This is a genomic window from Shimia sp. R9_2, assembly GCF_017743735.1.
In the GTDB taxonomy this organism is placed as follows: domain Bacteria; phylum Pseudomonadota; class Alphaproteobacteria; order Rhodobacterales; family Rhodobacteraceae; genus Shimia.
Map to the genome: position 1 here is coordinate 82,250 of NZ_JAGHRO010000005.1, position 22,272 is coordinate 104,521.

Sequence of the window (22,272 nt, forward strand, 5' to 3'; positions counted from 1 at the left end):
TGGCTAATGATTTATTAACCAATCCTCTGGGCTAATGTCGGCGAACAGGTGGGGTATAACCTGAAGACAGCGGCGGAAGACCAAAGTGAAAAAGCGCATCAGCAACCCGGCGGACATCACGCCGGCATATGAAGACAGAGGGTTGTTCAAAAAGCCCAGCACCGAGCTGGCGATCGATTTGATTCCGAAGTTTGGCAAGAACACCCGCCATGACATCATCATCAAAGGGCTGATGCAGAACGATGTTGAGGTCGATGTGATCTTTGCCGGGCGGCGCAAGCGCCATGCGGAAGAGCTGGTCACCCTGTTGCGGCGCAAGTGGGACGAGGCCAACCAGATTGTCATCAAGGGAATGAAACCGCCAACCCGAAAGCGGGTGCGAGTGCCAACGCGGGTGCAGGGGTCCTGGCGCACGCGGGTGATCGACGATGAGCAGAACCTCTATATCGTGGAGCATCAGCTGTTGGTTGCGCGCTGGGCCTATAACTCCTTTGACGGGGAGTTCCGCAGTTTTGGCGAGCCGCCTTATGTGCAGCAGCGGTTTCAGGAATTTCTGGAGAAAACCAAAGAACGGGACTGACCACGCGCGGGTCAATGCGTGACCTGCGGAGTTCGGCTTGATTCCGGGCAGCGATGGCGGCTCTATGGGGCAAATATCCAAGCCTTGCGGGAGCCTATCCATGAAACTCGAATTTCACCACATCAATTTTGTCTCTCATGATGTGGACCGGCTGCATGATTTTTACACCCGGGTTTTGGGGTTGGCGGATATTCCGCAAGAGGAGTTTCCGCGCACGGAGGCGGATGAGAACACCGGTTATGACGGCAAGATCCGCTTTGCCACCGATGGCGATATGCAGATGCATTTGGCGGAGCGCCGGCTGGATGTGGCCTTTGTGAACGGGCAGGTGATCAACCCTGTCGATCGTGGCCACATCGCCTTTCGCACCGATGACATTGCCGCCTTCCTGAAGGTGCTGAAAGAAAACGACGTGCCATATTCAGACTATGGCACGGCGTTTGCCAAAGAGTGGCATCAGGTGTTTTTCCTTGATCCCGAAGGCAATGTCATCGAGGTGCATCAGCAGGTCGGCTAGGCAGCCTTGGCCCCACCGGCTCAGGTCAGCAAGGCAAGATCCGCCTCATTTGTGGGGCGGCGCGTGACCATGGTTTGCGCGTCAGCTCCGTCTATGGTTAGTGCGAGGTCTTTGTAAAAGCCGTCGTTATCAAACCACCAGCGGTGGGAATAGACTTGGGTTTTCTCATTGTCGGGCACGTCGCGTTTGTATTGTTCGTTGCAGTAGATGTCCCACTGGCCTTTGGTGATCGGCTCTGAGATGCCCATATGCCCGGCGCGCTCCCGGCCGCCGTTGATGAAGCCGCCAGCAAAGGCCAGCACCTCGTCACGGCAGCTGTAGTAATTGGTGAAACGGGCGGCGCGGCGGTCGAGCACCAGTGCGCCCCAAGCGCCTCTTTCCAGCCAGTCGGCATTCACATCCGCCGCGCAGAAGGTGACCTCATCAACTTTCCAATTGCGCGCGCCAGCGCTTGCGGAATCGCCAACGCCTGCAAAGCCGCGCAGCACAACCAAGGCGCCCATGGAGTGGGCGATCAGATGCACTTTGGGGCGCGGCGTCATGTTCAGGAGCGGGACGATGCCGTCACAGACAAGATAAGGCGCGGTCTTTTTGGCGTCGGTACGGTCGGTGTTATAGGCCAAGACCGTGCCGTCGCTGGGCCAGTCATAGGCGATGACGGCCCCGGTGAAGCCTTGGGCGCGGACGCCGTCTTCGATCTTTTTGAGCCGCCGCAGCATATCGGTTTGAGAGGTGTTGAACCCGTGCACATAGATCAGCACCTCACTGTCGCCGCCCGCCTGTTTGACGCGCTCGAGCCAGTCGGCCTGCGGAATGGCGGCGCCTTTGTGAATGGTGCCGTCCGGATTGGTCTGACTGATCGCCACATAGCGGGTGACGCTGGCGGGGTTGTTGGTGAATTTCTGGGTTTTCGCGTGATAGGCACGGCGGGAGAAAAACAAAGCCATGGATCAAATTCCTTTTCAAATGATCCAAGAATGCCATGAAGCCGCCAATTCACAAAATGCGCTGCGGGGTGGCGTAGCCTGCGCGGGCACTCTGGCCCTATACAGGCGCGGCGGCAAAGCCTAGCGTGCCTGCATGACTGACCATCCCATTCTTGACAGCCGCTACAGCTGGACGCGCCTCGCAATCACCTTGCTGATTGGCGTGTTTGCCAATGTCGGCATGTGGGCGGTGATTGTGGTGATGCCTGCGGTGCAGGCGGAGTTTGGCATCGATCGGGCGGAGGCGTCGCTGCCCTATGTGCTGACCATGATTGGTTTTGCGATTGGCAATTTTGCCATCGGCCAGGCGGTGGACCGCTGGGGCGTGACCCGCGCGCTGATTGGGGCGGCGGTGCTGAGCGCGGTGAGCTACGGGCTGGCGGCGGCAAGCGGATCTGTTTTGATGCTGTCGTTGGTGCATTTCTTTCTTGGGTTTGGCACGGCGGTGGGTTTTGGGCCGCTGATTGCGGATGTGTCTCTGTGGTTTCAGCGGAGGCGGGGGATCGCTGTGGCGATTGCGGCCAGCGGGAACTACCTTTCCGGTGCGATCTGGCCGGTGCTGCTGTCAGGCGTGCTGAGCGATCATGGCTGGCGCGCGGTGTTTCTGGTGCTGGCAGCGCTGACCTTGGTGGCGGTTGTGCCGCTTGCTTTGCTGCTGCGCCCCAAAGTGCCGCAGGACGCGCTGACGGCGCAGGAGAATGCAGCCGTCGCAAGGCAGGCCGGTGCGCCGATGAGACCAGCGCCGCTGATGTGGGTTCTGGGATTGGCCGGGATCGGATGTTGCGTGGCGATGAGTATGCCGCAGGTGCATATCGTGAGCTTCTGCGTGGATCTGGGCTTTGGGCCTGCGGTGGGCGCGGAAATGCTTTCACTCATGCTGTTGGGCGGTGTTGTGTCCCGCCTTGTGAGCGGGTTGGTGGCCGACAAGCTGGGCGGGGTCTGGACCTTACTGATCGGGTCGATCCTGCAATGTGGTGCGCTGTTCCTGTTTCTGCCGTTTGACGGATTGGTCTCGCTCTATCTTGTCAGCGCGGCCTTTGGGTTGGCGCAGGGCGGAATTGTGCCCGCTTATGCACTGGTGGTGAGGGAGTATATGCCTGCGCGGGAAGCGGGCACGCGGGTTGGCTTTGTCATGATGGCGACCATTATGGGCATGGCGCTGGGCGGCTGGATGTCGGGCTGGATCTATGACGTGAGCGGCAGCTATGAGCTGGCCTTTGTGAATGGCATCGCGTGGAATGCGCTCAATATCGCGATCATGGGATTGATCCTGATCCGGGCGCGGCGAGGGCCGGGGGCTCTGGTCGCCGCGTAAGACTGGCTAGGCCCAGATCACCAGAGCTTGATGCAAACGTGATTGGCCGTCGCAGGCGTTTGCGACGACTGTGGAGCCAAATGGCGCGCGTCCGGAGAAGGGCTTCGGCGTGGCTATCGGGGTTTCACACAGCGTGGGCGGACAGGCCCGGCGCGGGAAGGATCATTCATGGCGAAGGTGGGGTTTCAGGTCTTGGGCAACATGCGCAGGTCGGTGCTGCGGGCCGCAATGGGCGTGGCAGTGGCGGCGAGCATGCTGGGGGCAGCGGAGGTTCAGGCGGCGGATCAGCTGCCGGATTATGTGATTGCCGAGTTCGGCGCGCCGCCTGCGATCCCGCAAGGGCCGCTCTCCAAAGAGGTGGAGGAGGCCGTGAAGGTGGCCTTTGTCGACAGTATGACACAAGGCGGCTGGGGGCGCGATCAGACCATCGCGCTGGATGTGATTGCCGAGGCCAAAGACCCGCGACTTGTGTGGATCATCAGTGATCTGATGCGCTTTGCCACGGGGCCGGAGTTCACCTCTGTGCTGAGTGGTGCGGCGGGTACGCTGCTGGGAAAAGACCTGCCGAACCACAACCACTGGGGCATTGTGACGGATCATCTGATTGCCTGGGATATTCCGGCGCCGCCGGATTATCTGGAGGCCAAGCGTGCGATTTTCACCAATATCGTGCCCGGTTGGGACCGGATTTTTGTCAAAGGCGATATTGACTGGCGGCATGTGTCCTGGGGTGGGGTGCTGATTGATGATCGCCCCTTTGACACCACGGATGATCCCTGCAACTGCATCCCAGCGGCGGACAATCCGGAAGTGAGCAGCGCAGAGGAGGCCACATGGTTGTCAGATGACGCTGTGGTCTTTGGCGTGGAGGTGAATGGCGAGTACCGCGCCTATCCGCGCCGCATTATGGAAGTGCGCGAAATGGTGAATGACACGCTGGGTGGGCGTGATCTGGGCATTCCTTATTGCACCCTTTGCGGCGCGGCACAGGCCTATTTCACCGATCAGATGCCACTGGGTGTGGAGCGCCCGGTGCTGCGGACCTCGGGTTTGCTGATCCGCTCCAACAAAGTGATGTATGACATCACCAGCAACTCGGTGTTTGACACGTTTCTGGGCAAGGCCGTGACCGGCCCGCTGGCCAAACGGGGCATCCAGCTGAAACAGGCCAGTGTGGTGACCACCAGCTGGGGCGCATGGAAGGCGGCGCATCCGGAGACCACCGTGCTGGTGGAAGATCTGGCGCTGGGCCGGGATTTTGATTTCCGCAATGGGCGCGATGCCAATGGGCCGATCTTTCCGGTGGGCGATGTCGACCCGCGTTTGCCGGTGCATGAAGATGTGATCGGGATTGTCACCGCCTCCGGCAAACCAGTGGCCTTCCAGCGCAGTGCGGCCTTTGTGGCGCTCAATGCGGGCAAGGAAGTTGCGGTGGAGAACGTGCGGCTGGCGCTTGATGCCGGCGGGATCAAGGCGGTGGACGCAAGCGGTGCTGATCTCGGCAGCCATCAGGCCTTCTGGTTTGCCTGGTCACAGTTCCATCCTGATACAGAGCTGTGGAACGGCTGAATTTGTGGGCGGCAGGGGGGCTTCCTCTGCCGCCACTGCGTAAAAATCTCTGCGTGTGGTAAGCTTGCGTCCAACGTGGCTTGGGTAGTGTTTTGACGTGTATTTGGGAGGAATGTTGCGATGACACGCATGACCGCAAAGGATTTTGATCAGGAACTGCTGGATCTCTATGATTTCTATGCCCACGGCAAAATCACCAAACGGGAGTTTCTGGACCGGGCGGGGAAATTTGCAGTTGGCACTGTGACCGCGGCGGCGCTGCTGAATATGCTCAGCCCGAATTACGCCATGGCGCAGCAGGTGTCTTTCAATGATCCGGACATCCATGCGGATTACGTCATGTATCCCTCCCCAAACGGGACAGGCGATGTGCGCGGCTATCTGGTGCGCCCGTCTGGCGTGGAGGGACCGTTGCCTGCGGTGCTGGTGATCCATGAGAACCGGGGGCTGAACCCCTATATCGAAGATGTGGCGCGGCGGCTGGCCAAGGCGGGCTTTATGGCGCTTGCGCCGGATGGGCTGACCTCGGTGGGGGGATATCCGGGCAACGATGCGGATGGGCGCGAATTGCAGCGGACGGTAGACCGGGCCGAGTTGATGAATGACTTTTTTGCCGGGTTTGAGCATCTTCTGGGACGCGAGGACAGCACCGGCAAAGTGGGCGCGGTGGGCTTTTGTTATGGCGGTGGCGTGGTGAGCGCGATTGCGGTGGCCTATCCGGAGCTGGCGGCGGGCGTGCCGTTTTACGGGCGTCAGCCTGCAGCGGAGGATGTAGCAAAAATTCAGGCTCCGCTGCTTGTTCAGATGGGTGAGCTTGATGAGCGCATCAATGCGGGCTGGCCAGCCTTTGAAGAGGCGCTAAAGGCCAATGACAAGGTTTATGAGGCCTATATCTATGAAGGGGCAAACCACGGGTTTCACAACGACAGCACGCCCCGATACGACGAAGCTCAGGCAAAATTGGCATGGGAGCGCACGGTGGCGTGGTTTGAGACTTATCTAAGCTGAGGCGCAGAGTGGTTTTGATCGGCGGTTTGGGCCGTTCTAAGGATGGGCGCATCGACCTGCACAGGATGTAGGTGGCCGATGCGCTGCGTTTTCTTAGCCGCGGCCGCGGTAGGGCGGCACGCCCTGATCGGGGATCCAGACACCTTCGGGCATGGCGCCGGTCTGCCAGAACACATCAATTGGAATGCCGCCGCGTGGATACCAGTAGCCGCCGATGCGCAGCCATTGGGGCTCCAGAAAATCGGCCAGACGGCGGGCGATGGAGACGGTGCAATCCTCGTGAAACGCGCCGTGGTTGCGGAAGGATCCCAGGAAAAGCTTCAGGGATTTGCTTTCCACCAGCCATTTGCCGGGCACATAGTCGATCACCAGATGGGCAAAGTCGGGCTGGCCGGTCATCGGGCAGAGGGAGGTGAATTCCGGCGCGGTGAAGCGCACGTTATAGGCCACATCGGCCTGCGGATTTTCCACCCGCTCCAGCTCGGCTTCTTCTGGGCTGGTGGGCATGACGGTGGCACCGCCGAGTTGTTTCAGATTGCTGTAGATGTCTTCGCTCATCTTTGTTCTCCAACTATGGGCCATGGCCCGAAGGACGTTTTTACACGCCGCGTTTGTTGCCCCAGACCAGCACGTGCAGCTGTGGCAGCACGCGCGGGGCGAACCAGCTGGCGGCGACAACCTTGTCGATCAGCCATTCCAGCCGGGAGGTGGTTTCGGTCAGATCCACAGGTTTCTCCGGATCAACCATCGGGTTGCCGGGCTGCAGATAGAGCGGCAGATCGGGGAAGCGGGCATGGGCCTTTTGTGCCCAGAGGAAATCCTCGTCATCAAAGATCACGATCTTGATTGCCACATCCGCTGTGGTGCCCGCCGCATAGAGGCACTGTTCAAAAGCGTCCCAATCCACAGTTTCGCCGCTGGAGGGCGGCTTGGGGCTGAGCACCAGCGTGTCCAGTTCCGCAAACCAAGGCTTGGCGATGGAACCCTGTGTTTCGCAGGCAAAGCGGTAGCCTTGGGATTTGCCAAGCGCGATCAGCGGGGCGAAGTCATGGATGGCAGGGTTACCTCCAGACAGGGACACCGTGAGGGGGCGGTTGCCGGAAAGGCGTTTGATGTCCTCCATGACCGCCTCGGCGCTCATGGGTTTCCAGTCATGGCGGTTGGCACTGTTGACCGCATGCAGGCTGTCACACCAGCTGCAGCGATAATCGCAGCCGCCGGTACGTACAAAGACCGTGGGCTCGCCAATCAGCGCGCCTTCGCCCTGAATGGTGGGGCCAAAAATCTCAACAACACGCAGGGTCATGGGCGGTACTCGGCCCAGGTTTTGGGGGTTTCGGAGACTTTCACCATGGTGACCTCGTCCCAGCGGGCCTTGCACCAGTCATAGAAATGCTTGGCGAGGTTTTCCGCCGTGGAGGGCACGTTGAGCAGGTCGTTGAGGTGGCGGTGATCGAAGTGGTCGTCGATGTAGGATTTGAGCGGCTTGAGCTCGTGGTAATCCCGCACAAAGCCGTCTGCGTTCAGCTCGGCGGCGGCGAGTTCTACCACAACGATGTAGTTGTGCCCATGCAGGCGCGCGCATTGGTGATCGTCGGGCAGATGGGCCAGTTGATGGGAGGCGGAGAAGTGAAACTCCTTGGAGATGCGAAACATCAGCTTGCCTCCCGCTCGGCCACGGCGGTGCGCCAGAAATCCGGATCCTCATAGGGGGTGGGATCGGGGACGCCTGCGAGGTCAAAGGCCTCGCGCCGCTCCACGCAGGTGCCACAGCGGCCACAGTGCTGTGCGCCGCCTTTGTAGCAAGACCATGTCAGCGCGAAAGGCGTGTTGGCGGCGGCCCCATCGGTGACGATGTCGGCTTTGCTGCGGTGCACAAACGGGGTGTGCAGGCGCACGTCGGCATAGCCCTCCAGCGCGGCCTGTTGCATGGCGTCAAAGGCCTCGGTGAAGCCGGGACGGCAATCGGGATAGATGAAGTGATCCCCACCGTGGACAGCGGTGGCCACGCGGCTGTCGCCATTGGCCGCAGCGATGCCATAGGCGATGGTCAGCATGATGGCGTTGCGGTTGGGCACCACGGTGATGCGCATGGTTTCTTCGGCATAATGCCCATCGGGCACATCCACATCCGCTTCGGTCAGGGCGGAGCCGGTGAGGGCGGCGCCAACCGCGCGCAGGTCGATGATGTGATGGGGCACCCCAAGGCGCTCTGCGCAGGCCGCAGCGGAATCGAGCTCTTTGCGGTGGCGTTGGCCGTAATCAAAGGAGACCAGTCGGGAGAGATTGCCTTCGGCAGCCACGATGTGAGCCAAAGACACGGAGTCCAGTCCGCCGGAGCAGACAACAGTTGTTTTCATTTTTGTAACCCTTGTTTTGATGTACCGGGTAGGCTGCGACCGGTGCGCGCGGCTTTTAGAGCGGCGTGCGGGCAAAGGCAAGAGCGCGATCTTCACAGCTCTGTGGGAGCGGAGATCTGCCCAACAAAAAACGCCGCCCCGAGGGAGGCGGCGTTTTCTGAAACGTTGGTTGTTAAGCTTAGAAGCCCAGACCTTCGTATTTCTTTTTGAATTTGGACACGCGGCCACCGGCATCCATAAGACGGGTGGAGCCACCGTTCCATGCCGGGTGCACGGATGGGTCTACGTCCAGCGCCATGGTGTCGCCTTCTTTGCCCCAGGTGGAACGCATCTTGATGATGGTGCCGTCGGTCATTTTCACGTCGATGAAGTGGTAATCGGGATGGGTATCTTTTTTCATGAGACCACTCCTTACGCTTTTTTGGGCTTGTAGTTGGTGTCTTCTGCGATACGTGCGGATTTACCACGACGTGCGCGCAGGTAGTACAGTTTGGCGCGACGTACACGACCACGACGCACAACGGTGATGCTGTCGATGTTGGTGGAGTACAGTGGGAACACACGTTCCACGCCTTCGCCAAAGGAAATCTTGCGAACGGTGAACGAGCCAGCGATGCCGGAGCCGTTTTTGCGGCTGATGCAGACGCCTTCGTAGTTCTGCACACGGGTGCGCGAACCTTCGGTCACTTTAAAGCCAACACGGATGGTGTCACCGGCTTTGAAATCGGGGATCTCTTTCCCCAGCGCAGCAATCTGCTCCGCTTCGAGCTGTGCGATCAGATCCATTGGATCATCTCCTATAATGCTTGTGGTTATATCCACAAAGGTTTGATGCACCTCAGAACTCTTGGTCTTCTTCCGGGTCCGCCACTTGCACAGCGCCCGCCAGAGGGTCAGGTCGTCTTTTCTTGTCTTTTGCGCCGCGCCTGTAGCCTAAGCCGAAGAAAGCAGAGGGTTGCACAATGCACAGCACGCCCAAACGACTCGGGTAAGAGCCGTGGACGGGCGGTTCTTAGGGGAAATCGGGCTTTGGCGCAAGGGTGGATTGCGCATCCACATCACGCGCAATGGCGCAGCTGCGCGGCGTATCTGGCGAAGAGCTGCCGGTTGCGTGCCACGCGCCGCTTGTGCCTTGTGCGGAGCCTGTGCGCAACGCTTAACTGCTTACACAAAAGGCGTTGAGGCGTGGGCGGTTTTAGATGATGCGTTGGGTGAGTGTGCTGATTTTGGCAGGGGTTTTGCTGGGCTGCGCACCTGCGGCCTATGAGACCCCGGCACCCATCAATGACGCCGCTGCCGCCGAGGCCGCGCGGGTCGCCGCAGAGGTGGCGCGGCTGAGGACCTATCCCACCTTTGGAGATGCCGATCCGGTGGAGTGGGACCGTCGCCCGCCTGAGCGCCATCCGGTACATGGCATTGATGTGTCGCGCTGGCAGCAAACCGTGGATTGGCGCGCGGCGCGTCGGGCAGGGGTGAGCTTTGCCTTTATCAAAGCCACAGAGGGCGGTGATCTGGCAGACCCCATGTTTGATACCCATCGCAGGGGCGCGCAGGCCGCAGGCGTGCCCTGGGGCGCCTATCACTACTATTATTTCTGTCGCTCAGCGGAAAGTCAGGCGCGCTGGTTCATCCGCAATGTGCCGCGCGGCGCGCCGTTGCCGCATGTGCTGGATATGGAATGGACGCCGCATTCCAAGACCTGCCGTCTGCGCCCGGATGGGCGGGCCGTGAGGCGTGAAGCGCGCAAGTTCCTTGCAATGCTTGAGGCGCATTATGGGCGGCGGCCGATTGTCTACACCACGGTGGATTTCTACCGCGATACCGGGATTGGCAGGCTGGATGGAACGGAGTTCTGGCTGCGCTCGGTCGCGGATCATCCGCAAAAGACCTATCCTGGCGCGCGCTGGGTGTTCTGGCAATATAGCGGTACGGGGCTGGTGCCGGGGATCGCGGGCGAAGTGGACTTGAACGTGTTTCGGGGCAGTCCAGAAGCCTGGGTGCGCTGGCGGGGCCTTTGAACACGGCATCCGGATGGAAGGCTGCACCAAAGCGGGGAGCACTATCCTTTTGCGCGTGCCCGGCAATGGCGGTTCTGCTGTTTCCTGTGGGTATCCCAACTCTCAGGAGGCAACGATGACCCGACGACAACTGTTTGCACTCTCTTTTGCAGCACTGACCGCGACCCCTTTGGCCGACACATCGGTGTTTGCGATGCAGGCCCTCACCGAGAAGGAGCGTTACGCCAAAGCGGAGGCGCTGCGGTTTGGCATCGAGATGCCACAAGACACCGCTGCGGCGTTTCAGGAGATGCAGGCGCTTGCCAAAGACGGCAATGCGCGGGCACAGGCGCGGTTGGCCTACTATCACCTGAAAGGGATTGGCACGTCGGTTGATCCGGATGCGGCGGCGCTGTGGTATCAGGCCGCGATAGAGGCGGGCCGCGATAATGTGCGCACGAGCTATGCCAAGCTCTTGATGTCCCAAGGCCAGACCGCGGAGGCCCTGACGCAGCTGAATGTGGCCTCAGAGGCCGGCATTGAGAAGGCGCAGGCGTTGCGGGCAGAGTATCATTATCTGGGAAGGTTTGCCGAAGCCTCTGACAAGCCCTTTGGGCGCGCCGAGTTGACCCGTTTTGCCCAAGCCGGGGACGTGGCCTCGATGAAAGTTGTGTTGAGCGCGATGCAGCAGGGGGCGGAATTTGATGTCGACCCAGACGTGTTGACGGCTCAGATGCTGGATGTTGCGCGACAGGATAGCGGCAAGGCCGGAGGAAAGGCCGCCGAAGCGTTGTTGCGCCTATGGCGCGGACAGGATGATGCGCAGACTTTGGCGCTGCGGGCGGAGCTGGTGGCACATGCGGCCCTGCGTGGACGTGCGCGGGCAGAGGAAGGCTTGTTGCTGGCTTATGACACCCATGATGCGCGCGCCTTCCGACCCTTGGCGCAGCAGATCGTTTCAGAGGCATCTGATGCGGACTATGAGCGGGCGCTCTATGTGGTGTCGCGGCTCGACAAAAACGCCTTTGTGCATGTTTTGCAGGAAGAGCTGCGGACACGGGGCTATCGGGTGGGGCCGACCACCGGGATTTTTAACACACGCACCATGCGGGCGGTTGTGTGGTTTTGCCAAGACACCGGCATTCAGGCGGAGTGTCGTCTTGGTCCACTGCGCGCGAAAGTCATCAAGGCCATTGCTGGGGAGCTGGCCAAGATGACCCCAAGCGCGTAGCTCCCTGAACTCTCCCAGGGAGGGTGCGGTCTGTGTTGTGGGATGCGCAGACCGCATTTTTGATTGTTTGTTGGGGTCTTACTCGACTTCAACAACCGCGGCGTCGGGGGCGTTTTTCTTAACGCTCTCGATGCCGTTGTCGCGGCCTGAGGCGCTGGTGTAGCTTTGAGAGGTGCCGATGACCTGGCCGTTGCTGGCTTTGAGGTTGAACATATGCTTGCCGGCGCTGGTTTCTTTGCGCTCGTAGCGGTCATCGTCGGACGCATTTTTCTTCACGCTTTCGATGCCGTTTTCGGCGCTGGCTTTCTGTTTGTAGCCTTCAGAAGCGAGGATGTTTTCGCCGTTGCCAGCTTTCAGGCGGAAGCGAAATTCTCCGGCTTTGTCGGTGTAAAGCTCAAATTTGGCGGCCATGTGCATGATCCCTATATGAAATTTCTATGCCGGGAGGAAAACATGGCGCGCGTCGGTGCGCAAGGACTTGGTGCCCTTACGCGGGCGATGCGCAGGTTTACTGACCTTTTTTCTTTTGCGCCTCATAGGAAGACCACATGTCCGGGCGCCGCTCCTGAGTGATCTGTTCTGCCATGTCGCGGCGCCACTTTTCGATGTTGCCGTGGTGGCCGGACATCAGCACATCCGGGATCGGGCGGCCCAACCACTCCGCCGGGCGGGTGTATTGCGGGTGCTCCAGAAGGCCGTTGGAGTGGCTTTCTTCCTCAATGCTGTCGGCGTTGCCCAGCACGGAGGGCAGAAGGCGCACGGTGGCGTCGATCATCGCCTGCGCGGCGATCTCACCGCCGGTCAGAACAAAATCGCCAAGGCTGACTTCCATGATGTTGTAGTGATCCAGAACCCGCTGATCCACGCCTTCAAACCGGCCGCAGAGCATGGTGACGCCATCGGCCTCAGACCATGCGCGCGCCATGCGTTGATCAAAACGACGGCCGCGCGGAGAGAGATAGACCAGCGGCCAGTTGCCACGCGCACCGCGCATGGTGTGCTCGATCGCGTTGCCGAGCACATCGGGGCGCAGCACCATGCCCGCGCCGCCGCCTGCGGGGGTGTCATCCACATTACGGTGTTTGGTCAGGCCAAAATCGCGCAGATTGGTGGTTTCCAGCTGCCATTTGCCATCTTTGAGCGCTTTACCGGTCAGGCTTTCGCCCAGAACGCCGGGAAAGGCATCGGGAAAGAGCGTGATGATACGCGCGGTCCAGACCCCGGCGAGACGGGGATTGTGGGTGATCAGCTCGCGCGGTTTGAGCGAGGCGGAGATCGACAGGCGGCCGTGGGATTTCGGCTTTTTGGTGGTGTCGCTCATCAGTCAAACAGCCCCTCGGGCGGGTCGGCAATGATGCGGCCGGAAGCGATGTCGACGGTGGGGACCGCCGCCAAGGTGAAGGGCAGGAGCACGGTTTCCGCGCTGCCTGGGCGGAGCACTTCCAGCAGGTCGGTTGAGCCGTGGTTGACCACGGTTTTCACCGTGCCAAGTGCTGCGCCGCCGGTGTCGCGCACCTCAAGCCCGACCAGATCGGTGTAGTAATATTCATCATCATCGGTTTCCGGCAGCCGGTCGCGCGGAACAAAGAGTTTCACGCCTTTGAGCGCATCGGCCTGTTCCTTGGTGGCAATGCCCGAAAGCCGCGCCGCAAGGCCGTTTTTGATGGCGCGGGTGATGGTGACGGTGAATTCGAAGGCACCGTCTTCGGTCAGAAGCGGGGCATAATCGGCGATGGCGTCTGCTTCGGCGGTGAAGCTTTTGAGGCGGACTTCGCCGCGGACGCCGTAAGCGCCGCCAATGGCGCCAACGCAGATGAGATCAGAAGGGGTGTCGCTCATGGCGGGGCCTTTGTTTTGCTTGGCGCTTGTTTTCCATGATTGTGGCGCGGGACGCAAGGGAGGGAGGTGTTTGTGGTGGCGCGCTGGGAGGGCTCTGCCCTCGTCACAACAGAGTTGTGACTTCACCCGGGATATTTTTGGCAAGAGGAAGGCCCGTGGCGCGGGCTGTCTTTGGAGCGTTTAGCACGATTGAATCGAGAGCGATGCGTCGCGGTCTTCCCAGCCGGCTTTGGCAAGCTCGGGGGTGTCAGACAGCTCTTCGGGCCAGCCGACGCAGAGATAGGCGACCAGCGACCAGTCTGCCGGTGCGTTGAGGTCGTGGTTGAGCTGCTCGGGATCAAGGATAGAGACCCAGCCGACGCCAAGCCCGTAGGTGCGGGCGGTGAGCCAGAATTGCGTGATGGCCCCCACCACGGAGTAGCGGCGCATTTCAGGCATTGTGGCGGCGCCAAGACCCGCGCCTTTGGCGGTGGCATCGTCACAATAGATGGCAAGCTGCACGGGGGCGTCTTTCATGCCCGAAAGCTTCAGCCCAGCATAGAGCGCGGCGCGGTCGCCGTCATAACCCGCCAGAGCGGTGGCATTGGCAGCTTCGAAATTCTTGAGGGCGGCGGTGCGGGCTTCATCGCTTTCAATGCGCAGCACACGCCAAGGCTCCGAAAGGCCCACGGAGGGCGCGAGGAGAAAGGTGTCGAGGCACGCCTGAAGCAGCGCCTCGTCCACCGGATCGGTGCGGAAGCGGCGCACATCGCGCCGCCACTGCATGAGCCGTGTCAGATCGTCCCGGAAATCTGAGGTAAATTCGGTCATTCCGGGGCCGGTCCGTCTTACTCTTCTGCGGCTGCTTCAGCTGCTTTTGCAGCTTTCTCTTCTGCGCGGTCTTTGGCTTTCTGGCCTGGTTCCGCTTTCTTAGGGTTGTTGCGCTCTTTCTTCGCCAGAGTGCCTGCTGCTTCGAGGAAGCGTGCCACACGGTCAGAAGGCTGTGCGCCCTGGTCCAGCCAGTACTGAACGCGCTCCATGTCCAGCTTTACGCGCTCTTCGCTGTCTTTTGGCAGCAGCGGGTTGTAGGTGCCGAGCTTCTCGATGAAGCGGCCGTCACGTGGCATGCGGCTGTCCGCTGCAACAACGCGGTAGAAAGGGCGCTTTTTGGAACCGCCGCGGGCGAGACGAATTTTCATAGCCATGGGTGTATCTCCTATAATGGCGTTTGCACTTGCGTGCATATTTGGGTGCACCGTTTTGGTGCGGGTTGGGTCGAAGGACAGGTCAGTCTCTGCCCAACGGTTTGTTATTCCTGATGTTTCTTGTGGTGCTGAATGACCTCAGCGATGATGAAATTCAGGAAATTCTTGGCGAATTCGGGATCCAGATTGGCCCGTTTCGCAAGATCTTCGAGACGTGCGATCTGCGTGGCTTCGCGCGCGGGATCGGACGGGGGAAGGTCGTGGGTGGCTTTCAGTTTGCCCACCGCCTGCGTGTGTTTGAACCGCTCGCCCAGTGTGTAGACGAGGATCGCATCGAGGCGGTCGATGCTTTCACGGTGCTCTTTGAGCACCTCGGCGGCGCGCAGGGCCGCGTCGGTCGCTTGGTCAGTCAAGGGCGTGGCCTTTCGGTTTGAACATCGGATCGGCGTAGTGGCTGATTTCCATCTCGATCGCATCGGCAATCTGAGAGGAGCGCAGTGCATCAGGGCTGGGGTGGCGGTAGACCACATCGTGGCCATCCACGGAGGCGGCGGTTTTGTCCTTCACCGCTCCCAGGCGCTCCGCCAGCCGGATGCTGTCGAGATTCTTGGGGTCGATGTAGCTGACCGCGCCGTCCCAGCCCAGCTGTTCATAGAAGTGGCGGCGCACCGCATGGGTGGCCTCAAGCGCGTAGCCTTTGCCAGCCTTGTCCGGCCAGATGATCCAGGCGATCTCGCGCTCCGGCCATTTGGCAGGGAACCAACCGCCCGCCATGCCAAGGGTCTCGTCGGTGGCTTTGTCGTGGATCATCCACATGCCGTAGCCGCGGATGTTCCAGTGACCGATTTCCGCCGCATAGAGCATCCATGTCTCATAGGCATTGAGCGGCCCGCCCATGAAGCGGGAGCGGTAGGAGGCAAAGGTGGCCTTGAAGTTCGGATAGTCCTCAGGCTCCGGACCGCGCAGTACGAGGCGTTTGGTTTCCAGAACTGGGATGGTTGGCACGGACATCAGAGCGCCTCCACTTTGGGGTGGCGGTAGACGTGGCAGAATTTGCCAAGGAGTTCATGCTCGTGTTCGAAAGTCGCACCAAGGCGTTTGGCCATGGCAACAGAACGGCTGTTGGCCGGGGCCAGGTAGCTCATAAGGTGCGAAAGGCCAAAGTGCTCGGCTGCGTAGGAGCGCGCGGCAATTGCCGCCTCAGACGCATACCCCTTGCCTTCGCCTTCTGCCAGAACACTCCAGCCCAGTTCTGGTTCATGCCAGCCCGGAGCGTTGATGATGCCGGTCCATCCAAGGAAAGTGCCGGAGGTCTTGTCTTCAAAGTGCCAGAGGCCGTAGCCGCGTACAACCCAATGTCCCAGACGGCTTGTCAGGGATGTGAAGGTGGCCGCTTCGTCGCGGGGGCCACCGACAAAGGCGCTGCGGTCAGAGGCATAGAAGGCGACCATGGGCTCCAGATCGGAAAGCTGCGGCGCGCGCAGGCGCAGTCGCTCGGTTTCGATCTCGGGGATGTTCAGCGTGAGGCTCATGCGTAGGCCTCCGGACTTCCGTCATTGTCTTGTGGGACGTGACGATAGACCAAATCATCCGGGTCGCCGTCTGGTCGGGCTGCGTTGTCGTCGCGCATCGCGCCTAGGCGTTCCGCAAGGCGGATGGAGGCTGCGTTTTCGGCGCTGATGTAGCTCACCAAGGTGGAAAGCCCTTTGGTGCCAAAGGCCCAGTTGCGTGCGGCTGTTGCCGCTTCAAACGCATATCCTTTGCCTTGGGCTTCCGGGAAGAAACACCAGCCGATTTCGACTTCGGGAAAGCGTGGCGGTTTGTTGATGCCGACCTGTCCGATGAGAGCGCCGGTTTCTGTCAGCTCCACCGCCCAGCTGCCATAGCCAAGCCATTGCCAGCTGGTGATCTCAGCTCCGAGCCAACGCCAGAGTTCGTCTGCGGTGATCGGCCCTCCCATATATTGCGCCCAATCCGTTGCGAAATGCGCGGCCAGCGACTCGAAATCATCGAGCACGTGATGGCGCAGCGTCAGGCGCGGAGTGGATATGGTGGGCGCAATGGTCATGTGGCTTAGACCCGTGGGCACTCGTCGAGTTCGAAAATGAAGCTGCTGGAGACACCGGACTGGAGCCTCTGGGTGTCATGGCTGACCGGGCGCACTTCGCGGCAGGCGGTCTGGCGGCGCAGTTCTGAGTCTGCCAGGGCAAAGAGTTTGCCATAGCCGATGGAGCTGCCGGTTTCGGTGAAGTTCACCTCTGCTTCATAGGCGCGGGCGGTCACGGTGGCGGGGATGCCATCCAGAACGGTGCGGTAGTCACCCCGGATCGGGCCTTCTGGCAACGTGTCAAGATCGACGGTGATCAGGTCACCACATGCTGCGAGCGCAGCGAAGAGGGGGATAGAGAGGAGTTTTTTCACGATCAGCGTCCTTCGGTGTGTACGTTATTTTTTCTTGCCAAAGCCGGAGAGGCCGGAGGGCAGCCCCATGCCGCCACCAAGGCCGGGCAGGCCACCTGGCAGGCCGCCTTTGGCGCCCATAGCTTTGGCTGCGGCTTCCAGCGCTTTGGGATCCATTTGAGACGGGTCCATGCCAGCCATGTCGTGGCCGCCTTTGCCGCCCATCATGCCTTTCATGGCTTGCTTGAGCATGCCACCTTTGCCCATTTTGCCCATCTTTTTCATCATGTCAGACATCTGGCGCTGCATCTTGAGCAGCTTGTTGAGGTCGGAGACCTCCATGCCGGAGCCTGCGGCGATCCGCTTTTTGCGGGACGCTTGAAGGATCTGCGGGTTGGCGCGTTCCATTTTGGTCATGGATTGGATCATGGCGATCTGGCGCTTGATCATGCGGTCATCAAAGCCCGCGTCCTGCACCTGTTTGGCCATTTTGCCCATGCCGGGAAGCATGCCCATCATGCCTTCCATGCCGCCCATCTTCTGCATCTGTTCAAGCTGCATCTTCAGGTCGTTCATGTTGAAGCGGCCCTTCTGGAAGCGCTTCATCATGCGTTCGGCCTGTTCAGCCTCGATGGTTTCCTGGGCTTTCTCAACAAGGGCAACAATGTCGCCCATGCCCAGAATGCGGCCTGCGATCCGGTCCGGCTCGAAGGTTTCGAGTGCGTCCATTTTCTCGCCGAGGCCGACGTATTTGATCGGTTTGCCGGTCACGGCGCGCATCGACAGGGCGGCACCGCCACGGCCGTCACCGTCCATACGGGTCAGGACCACGCCGGAGATGCCGATTTTGCCGTCAAATTCTTCGGCCACCTCAACGGCCACCTGACCGGTGAGGCCGTCGACAACGAGGAGGGTTTCGCGCGGGTTCACCACGTCGCGCACATCCTTGACCTCTTTCATCAGGGTCTCGTCGATCTGCAAGCGGCCAGCGGTGTCGAGCATATAAACGTCATAGCCGCCGAGCGTCGCCTGCTGTTTGGCACGTTTGGCGATCTGCACAGCGCTTTCGCCCTGCACAATCGGCAGCGTGTCCACACCGATCTGGGTGCCGAGCACGGCGAGCTGTTGCATCGCGGCGGGGCGGTAGATGTCAAGCGAGGCCATCAGCACGCGCTTGCCGTCTTTCTCGGTCAGGCGTTTGGCAAGCTTACCGGTGGTGGTGGTTTTACCGGAGCCCTGCAGACCCACCATCAGGATCGGGGCAGGCGGGTTGTCCACTTTCAGGGCACCGAGGTCTTCGCCTTCGCCGCCTGCGAGCACGTTTTTCAGCTCGTCATGAACGATTTTTACAACCTGCTGGCCCGGGGTCACAGATTTGGTGACGGCCTGGCCGGTGGCTTTTTCCTGAACCGCTTTGACAAAGTCGCGCGCGACGGGCAGCGAAACGTCAGCCTCAAGCAGGGCCACGCGCACTTCGCGCAGCGCGGTTTTGACGTCGTCTTCAGAGAGCGCACCCTGTTTGGTGAGACGATCAAAGACACCCGAGAGGCGTTCGCTTAGATTTTCAAACATCGCTACCGGTTCCTTTTCACCGTTTCATATCTGGCCCGAACATATGTGCGAACCGCCCAAACGCCAATGTCCCCCGTGGGCGAAACTCGCTGACGGGGGGCGATCCCGGCACATAGGCCAAGGGACCGGAAGTTTGACGGACTCCCGGAATTGCTGCGCGTTTACGCCTGTGAGGGCGTTGAGTCAACAGGAGTTGCCGGATTTGGGCTTTCGCTTGCCTTTCAGCTGCTGCATGTCTGCTGGAAAGAAGGTGGCAGGGATCAGGGAGACGGTCATGGATGCATCATCAGAGTTTCAGGACAGCCTGCCTGTCAGTTCGGACGCGCTGTTGGCGCAGCTTGAAGCCTGGGGGCTGGACTATGCGCTGCATGAACATGTGCCGCTGCGCACCGTTGAGGATGCCAAATCGGTTGAGGCGGCGATGGAGGTTGCGGGGGAACGCGCGTTTCGGGTGAAGAACCTCTATCTGCGGGACAAGAAGAAGCGCAACTATCTGGTGACGCTGGAGCAGGACCGCGAGATTGACCTTAAGGCGCTGGGGGCGCAGCTGGGCGCGGGTAATCTGTCGTTTGGCTCCGCTGACCGATTGTTGGAAAACCTCGGCGTGCGGCCCGGTGCGGTGACGCCGCTGGCGATGATCAATGGCGCAGAGAAAGGCGTGCGCTTCTTTATGGATGCGGATGTGCAGAGCGCGGAGCGCATCTATATGCATCCGCTGGTCAATGACCGGACAGTTGCGATGTCTGTTGCGGATCTCTGGGCGTTTTTTGAGCGTATTGATGTGTCGCCAGAGATGCTGGAGCTGGGGTAGGGGCGTTGCCCCTCTCGCAGCAAACTGCGATCACCCCAGAGTATTTTTGGCAGAATGAAGAGGGTTAGGCCGCTTTGGGCGCCACTTCTTCGCCGTTTTTGTTGAGGATGGTGACATCGGCGATGCCGACAAACCCCAGCACAAAGCGCAGGTAGTGTGAGGCAAAGTCGATGTCGGACCCGATCTCCGTGCCGCCGGAAGCGAAGGTGATGATGGCTTTTTTGCCTTCAAGCAGGCCTTTGGGGCCTTCTTCGGTATAGGCAAAGGTGACACCGGCGCGGGCGATCTGGTCAATCCAGGCTTTGAGTTTGGCGGGGATCGAGAAGTTGTAGATCGCAACGCCGATCACCAGCGTGTCGGCTTCCTGAAGCTCGGCTACCAGCCCGTCAGATGTGGCGAGCGCGGCGTTTTGTGCCTCGGTGCGCGCCTCTGGCGGGGTGAAGGTGGCCTGAGTGAAGGCTTCATCCAAGAAGGGCAGATCTGTTTGGGCCAGATCGCGGCGGATGACTTTATCGGCATTCTGATCAGCGACCAGTTTGGCGGAGGCCTGACGGGAGGCGGAGTCGGCGAAACGGGCGGAGCTGTCGATGTGCAAGACGGTGTTGGACATGGGGTGTTCCTTTGAGAGGTGGCTGCGTTGTGTCCTAGAATTGAGCATTGCGTCTTTGCGCGCAATTGCAGATATTGCGCATATTGTGTTTGAATATGCACAGTCAGCGCGGTTGCGGAGAGGATGTCATGAAGAATTGGGACGAGGTGCGCACAGCCTTTCAGGTGGCGCGATTGGGCACGGTGAGCGGCGCAGCGGAAGCGCTTGGGGTCCATCATGCCACGGTCATTCGACATATTGACGCGCTGGAAGGGCAGTTGGGCGTGAAGCTGTTTCAGCGCCATGCGCGCGGCTATACGGCGACGGAAGCGGGCGAAGATCTGATGCGGGTGGCGCAGGCCACGGATGATCAGTTTGGCCAGCTGGAAGGCCGCATCAAGGGGCGCGGCGCAGATGTGGCCGGGGAACTGGTGGTCACGTCTCTGGCAGGGTTTGCGCCGCTGCTCTCCCCAATCCTTGCAGATTTTCAGGCGGAGCATCCGGATGTTCTGGTGCGATTTCTGACCGGCGATCGGGTGTTTCGGCTGGAGTACGGTGAGGCCCATGTGGCGATCCGGGCCGGGGCAGGTGACGTGCAGCCAGACAACGTGGTGCAGCCGCTGGCGCAGATGCCAAACGCGCTGTTTGCGTCCCGGAGCTATATCGACCGGTACGGCCTGCCCAAGGATGAGGCCGATCTTGTGAACCACCGCTTTGTCGGGCACGACAATCCAGACAGCCGTGCGCCGTTTGACCGCTGGCTCAAGACCCATGTGCCGCGTGAAAATGTGGTGTTCCGCTCGACCTCTGATCGGGCCATGGAAGAAGCGGTGCAGGCCGGTGCCGGGCTGGGCTTCATGCCGGTATGGGCGGCCACATATTGTAAGGAGGTCGTTGAGGTGTTGCCGACGCGGCCGGAATGGGACGCGCCTGTGCGCATCATCACCCATGTGGATTTGCATCGCACCATCAAGGTGCAGACCTTCCTGACGTTTCTGAAAGAACGCGCTGGTGCCTGGGTCGCCGGCATATGAGCGATACGATGAAGATGGCCGCAAAACCAAAGCTGGGCCTGCCGCTGCGGGGGCATTTGGCGATGCTGCTGTTCTCCGCGCTGGTGGCGGGATCCTTTTCGCTGGGCTCTTTGAGCGCCAATGCGGTGGAGCCTGCGGCGTTGAATGCGGTGCGGTTTCTGATCGCGGCGGTGGTGATCGGAGTGGCGGCGCTGGCCACCAAGGGGCTGCCGCGCACGGCATGGCGCGCACCGTGGCGCTATCTGATCCTAGGCGGTCTGTTTGCCGGATATTTTGTGCTGATGTTTGAAGGGTTAAAAACAGCGCATCCGGTGAGCACAGCGGCGGTTTTCACCCTGACGCCGGTGATGTCGGCGGTGTTTGGCTGGGGGCTGCTTGGGCAGATCACCACACGGCGGATGCTGTTGGCGCTGGCCATTGGTGCGGTGGGCGCGCTTTGGGTGATTTTTCGGGCCGATTGGGCCGCGTTCCGGCGGTTTGAGGTCGGGCAGGGGGAAATCTACTACTTCTGGGGCTGCATGTTGCATGCACTTTATACGCCGATGGTGCGCAAGCTGAACCGGGGCGAAGCGCCGGTGGTGTTCACCTTTGGCACGCTGGTGGCGGGGTTTTTGATCCTGTCCGTGTTCGGTGCGTCTGACATCCTCGCGACAGATTGGTTTGCATTGGACCGTGTGGTTTGGACAGCCATCGTGTATCTGGCCGTCTTCGCTAGTGCGGTGACCTTTGTCCTTGTGCAGTTTGCCTCGCTCAACCTGCCAAGTGCCAAGGTGATGGCCTATACCTATCTGGTGCCAAGCTGGGTGATCTGTTGGGAGATTGCGCTTGGGAATGGTGCGCCAACCGGTCTGGTGCTGGTTGGGATCGGTTTGACCTGCATTGCGCTGTTGATGCTGCTTGAGGGGGATACCTAGACAGTATCGCCTGCTGGAGGCGTGTCGGTGAGCTCGACCTCAAGGAAGCGTTCAAACGCATCCAGATGGATGGGTTCAAACTGTCCGAACCCTTGCATCCAGACAGAGGCGGCGCGCAGGGCGTCTGGCTCGAGCTTGCACCATTTCACACGGCCGCGCTTTTCCTGTGAGATCAGGCCTGCCTTGGTCAGGATCATCAGGTGCTTGGAAATCGCGGCGAGGGACATCTCAAAAGGCTCTGCCACATCGGTGACCGCCATGTCATCTTCCAGAAGCATGGTGAGGATCGCGCGGCGGGTTGGGTCGGCAAGCGCGGAGAAGACTGTATCTAAAGATGACGCCATGAGGCTTATGTAACGATGCAAC

General features: G+C 60.4%; 31 protein-coding genes. 10 read left to right on the forward strand and 21 right to left on the reverse strand.

All coding sequences use genetic code 11. From position 1 onward, the window contains the following. Positions 1-85: 85 nt before the first annotated feature. Complete coding sequence (locus J7400_RS13465) at positions 86-580, forward strand: hypothetical protein (protein WP_209064093.1); 495 nt, start codon at positions 86-88, stop codon at positions 578-580. Between the two features lie 100 nt (positions 581-680). Then, a complete protein-coding gene (locus tag J7400_RS13470) occupies positions 681-1,097 on the forward strand; it encodes a VOC family protein (RefSeq protein WP_209064096.1) in 417 nt (138 codons plus the stop codon). Positions 1,098-1,117: 20 nt separating this feature from the next. Here J7400_RS13470 and J7400_RS13475 read toward each other — a convergent pair whose 3' ends face one another. Next, positions 1,118-2,044, reverse strand: a complete 927-nt coding sequence (locus J7400_RS13475; RefSeq protein WP_209064098.1) for an alpha/beta fold hydrolase — start codon at positions 2,042-2,044, stop codon at positions 1,118-1,120. 133 nt (positions 2,045-2,177) lie between these two features. On the opposite strand from J7400_RS13475, the gene J7400_RS13480 reads away from it, so the two are divergent. The 3 genes from J7400_RS13480 (at position 2,178) to yghX (ending at position 5,975) form a co-directional block, all read left to right on the forward strand. After that, entirely contained in the window at positions 2,178-3,398 is a 1,221-nt protein-coding gene (locus tag J7400_RS13480) for an MFS transporter (protein WP_209064100.1), read from the forward strand. A 168-nt stretch (positions 3,399-3,566) separates the two neighbouring features. Next, positions 3,567-4,967: a DUF3179 domain-containing (seleno)protein gene (locus J7400_RS13485; RefSeq protein ID WP_247738802.1), complete on the forward strand. Its 1,401-nt coding sequence runs from the start codon at positions 3,567-3,569 to the stop codon at positions 4,965-4,967. Positions 4,968-5,087: 120 nt separating this feature from the next. Beyond that, positions 5,088-5,975, forward strand: a complete 888-nt coding sequence (gene yghX / locus J7400_RS13490) for a YghX family hydrolase (RefSeq protein WP_209064102.1) — start codon at positions 5,088-5,090, stop codon at positions 5,973-5,975. A gap of 93 nt (positions 5,976-6,068) precedes the next feature. Here the strand turns inward: yghX and queF are convergent, their stop codons facing one another. From queF to J7400_RS13525, 7 genes are all read right to left on the reverse strand, one after another. Then, on the reverse strand, positions 6,069-6,533 hold the full coding sequence (gene queF / locus J7400_RS13495) for a preQ(1) synthase (protein WP_209064104.1): 465 nt from the start codon (positions 6,531-6,533) through the stop codon (positions 6,069-6,071). Positions 6,534-6,573: 40 nt separating this feature from the next. Further along, positions 6,574-7,281 (reverse strand): 7-carboxy-7-deazaguanine synthase QueE, encoded by a 708-nt coding sequence (gene queE, locus J7400_RS13500; RefSeq protein WP_209064106.1) that lies wholly within the window; start codon positions 7,279-7,281, stop codon positions 6,574-6,576. After that, the gene (gene queD, locus J7400_RS13505) at positions 7,278-7,631 is read right to left on the reverse strand and encodes a 6-carboxytetrahydropterin synthase QueD (RefSeq protein WP_209064108.1); all 354 of its coding nucleotides are present in this window, start codon (positions 7,629-7,631) and stop codon (positions 7,278-7,280) included. The genes queE and queD overlap by 4 nt, the downstream gene beginning before the upstream one ends. Then, on the reverse strand, positions 7,631-8,335 hold the full coding sequence (gene queC, locus J7400_RS13510) for a 7-cyano-7-deazaguanine synthase QueC (RefSeq protein ID WP_209064110.1): 705 nt from the start codon (positions 8,333-8,335) through the stop codon (positions 7,631-7,633). The genes queD and queC overlap by 1 nt, the downstream gene beginning before the upstream one ends. A gap of 178 nt (positions 8,336-8,513) precedes the next feature. Beyond that, positions 8,514-8,735: a 50S ribosomal protein L31 gene (gene rpmE / locus J7400_RS13515; RefSeq protein ID WP_058239645.1), complete on the reverse strand. Its 222-nt coding sequence runs from the start codon at positions 8,733-8,735 to the stop codon at positions 8,514-8,516. Positions 8,736-8,746: 11 nt separating this feature from the next. Then, positions 8,747-9,121, reverse strand: a complete 375-nt coding sequence (rplS, locus tag J7400_RS13520) for a 50S ribosomal protein L19 (RefSeq protein ID WP_209064113.1) — start codon at positions 9,119-9,121, stop codon at positions 8,747-8,749. 226 nt (positions 9,122-9,347) lie between these two features. Next, the gene (locus J7400_RS13525) at positions 9,348-9,488 is read right to left on the reverse strand and encodes a hypothetical protein (RefSeq protein WP_209064115.1); all 141 of its coding nucleotides are present in this window, start codon (positions 9,486-9,488) and stop codon (positions 9,348-9,350) included. Between the two features lie 46 nt (positions 9,489-9,534). On the opposite strand from J7400_RS13525, the gene J7400_RS13530 reads away from it, so the two are divergent. Continuing rightward, positions 9,535-10,353 carry a GH25 family lysozyme gene (locus J7400_RS13530; protein WP_209064117.1) on the forward strand — a complete coding sequence of 273 codons (819 nt, stop codon included), beginning with the start codon at positions 9,535-9,537 and terminating at the stop codon, positions 10,351-10,353. 115 nt (positions 10,354-10,468) lie between these two features. Continuing rightward, entirely contained in the window at positions 10,469-11,563 is a 1,095-nt protein-coding gene (locus J7400_RS13535; protein WP_209064119.1) for a peptidoglycan-binding protein, read from the forward strand. Between the two features lie 78 nt (positions 11,564-11,641). Here J7400_RS13535 and J7400_RS13540 read toward each other — a convergent pair whose 3' ends face one another. The 11 genes from J7400_RS13540 to ffh all read right to left on the reverse strand — a co-directional run bounded on the left by J7400_RS13540 (position 11,642) and on the right by ffh (position 18,558). After that, on the reverse strand, positions 11,642-11,974 hold the full coding sequence (locus tag J7400_RS13540; RefSeq protein ID WP_209064122.1) for a YegP family protein: 333 nt from the start codon (positions 11,972-11,974) through the stop codon (positions 11,642-11,644). A 97-nt stretch (positions 11,975-12,071) separates the two neighbouring features. Next, the gene (gene trmD / locus J7400_RS13545) at positions 12,072-12,884 is read right to left on the reverse strand and encodes a tRNA (guanosine(37)-N1)-methyltransferase TrmD (RefSeq protein ID WP_209064124.1); all 813 of its coding nucleotides are present in this window, start codon (positions 12,882-12,884) and stop codon (positions 12,072-12,074) included. Further along, positions 12,884-13,402: a ribosome maturation factor RimM gene (gene rimM / locus J7400_RS13550; protein WP_209064126.1), complete on the reverse strand. Its 519-nt coding sequence runs from the start codon at positions 13,400-13,402 to the stop codon at positions 12,884-12,886. The genes trmD and rimM overlap by 1 nt, the downstream gene beginning before the upstream one ends. 180 nt (positions 13,403-13,582) lie before the next feature. Next, positions 13,583-14,212, reverse strand: a complete 630-nt coding sequence (gene bluB / locus J7400_RS13555) for a 5,6-dimethylbenzimidazole synthase (protein WP_209064128.1) — start codon at positions 14,210-14,212, stop codon at positions 13,583-13,585. 17 nt (positions 14,213-14,229) lie between these two features. After that, positions 14,230-14,586 (reverse strand): 30S ribosomal protein S16, encoded by a 357-nt coding sequence (gene rpsP, locus J7400_RS13560; protein ID WP_209064130.1) that lies wholly within the window; start codon positions 14,584-14,586, stop codon positions 14,230-14,232. A gap of 104 nt (positions 14,587-14,690) precedes the next feature. Then, positions 14,691-14,999 carry a chorismate mutase gene (locus J7400_RS13565; RefSeq protein WP_209064132.1) on the reverse strand — a complete coding sequence of 103 codons (309 nt, stop codon included), beginning with the start codon at positions 14,997-14,999 and terminating at the stop codon, positions 14,691-14,693. Then, complete coding sequence (locus J7400_RS13570; protein ID WP_209064134.1) at positions 14,992-15,597, reverse strand: GNAT family N-acetyltransferase; 606 nt, start codon at positions 15,595-15,597, stop codon at positions 14,992-14,994. The genes J7400_RS13565 and J7400_RS13570 overlap by 8 nt, the downstream gene beginning before the upstream one ends. After that, positions 15,597-16,118, reverse strand: coding sequence for a GNAT family N-acetyltransferase (locus J7400_RS13575; protein ID WP_209064136.1), 522 nt, complete (start codon positions 16,116-16,118; stop codon positions 15,597-15,599). The genes J7400_RS13570 and J7400_RS13575 overlap by 1 nt, the downstream gene beginning before the upstream one ends. Further along, positions 16,115-16,654 (reverse strand): GNAT family N-acetyltransferase, encoded by a 540-nt coding sequence (locus J7400_RS13580; protein ID WP_209064138.1) that lies wholly within the window; start codon positions 16,652-16,654, stop codon positions 16,115-16,117. The genes J7400_RS13575 and J7400_RS13580 overlap by 4 nt, the downstream gene beginning before the upstream one ends. 5 nt (positions 16,655-16,659) lie before the next feature. Continuing rightward, positions 16,660-17,007, reverse strand: coding sequence for a hypothetical protein (locus tag J7400_RS13585; RefSeq protein ID WP_209064140.1), 348 nt, complete (start codon positions 17,005-17,007; stop codon positions 16,660-16,662). Positions 17,008-17,031: 24 nt separating this feature from the next. Continuing rightward, on the reverse strand, positions 17,032-18,558 hold the full coding sequence (gene ffh, locus J7400_RS13590) for a signal recognition particle protein (protein WP_209064142.1): 1,527 nt from the start codon (positions 18,556-18,558) through the stop codon (positions 17,032-17,034). Positions 18,559-18,832: 274 nt separating this feature from the next. Here ffh and J7400_RS13595 point away from each other — a divergent pair, with 274 nt between their 5' ends. Further along, a complete protein-coding gene (locus J7400_RS13595) occupies positions 18,833-19,369 on the forward strand; it encodes a prolyl-tRNA synthetase associated domain-containing protein (protein WP_209064144.1) in 537 nt (178 codons plus the stop codon). A 64-nt stretch (positions 19,370-19,433) separates the two neighbouring features. Here the strand turns inward: J7400_RS13595 and J7400_RS13600 are convergent, their stop codons facing one another. Further along, positions 19,434-19,979: an NAD(P)H-dependent oxidoreductase gene (locus tag J7400_RS13600; protein WP_209064146.1), complete on the reverse strand. Its 546-nt coding sequence runs from the start codon at positions 19,977-19,979 to the stop codon at positions 19,434-19,436. A gap of 128 nt (positions 19,980-20,107) precedes the next feature. Between J7400_RS13600 and J7400_RS13605 the strand changes: the two genes are divergently transcribed. Next, positions 20,108-20,992, forward strand: coding sequence for a LysR family transcriptional regulator (locus J7400_RS13605; protein ID WP_209064148.1), 885 nt, complete (start codon positions 20,108-20,110; stop codon positions 20,990-20,992). Positions 20,993-21,006: 14 nt separating this feature from the next. Continuing rightward, on the forward strand, positions 21,007-21,906 hold the full coding sequence (locus tag J7400_RS13610; RefSeq protein ID WP_209064510.1) for a DMT family transporter: 900 nt from the start codon (positions 21,007-21,009) through the stop codon (positions 21,904-21,906). On the opposite strand, the gene J7400_RS13615 is transcribed toward J7400_RS13610, so the two are convergent. Further along, the gene (locus J7400_RS13615; protein ID WP_209064151.1) at positions 21,903-22,250 is read right to left on the reverse strand and encodes a metalloregulator ArsR/SmtB family transcription factor; all 348 of its coding nucleotides are present in this window, start codon (positions 22,248-22,250) and stop codon (positions 21,903-21,905) included. The genes J7400_RS13610 and J7400_RS13615 overlap by 4 nt on opposite strands. Positions 22,251-22,272: the final 22 nt, after the last annotated feature.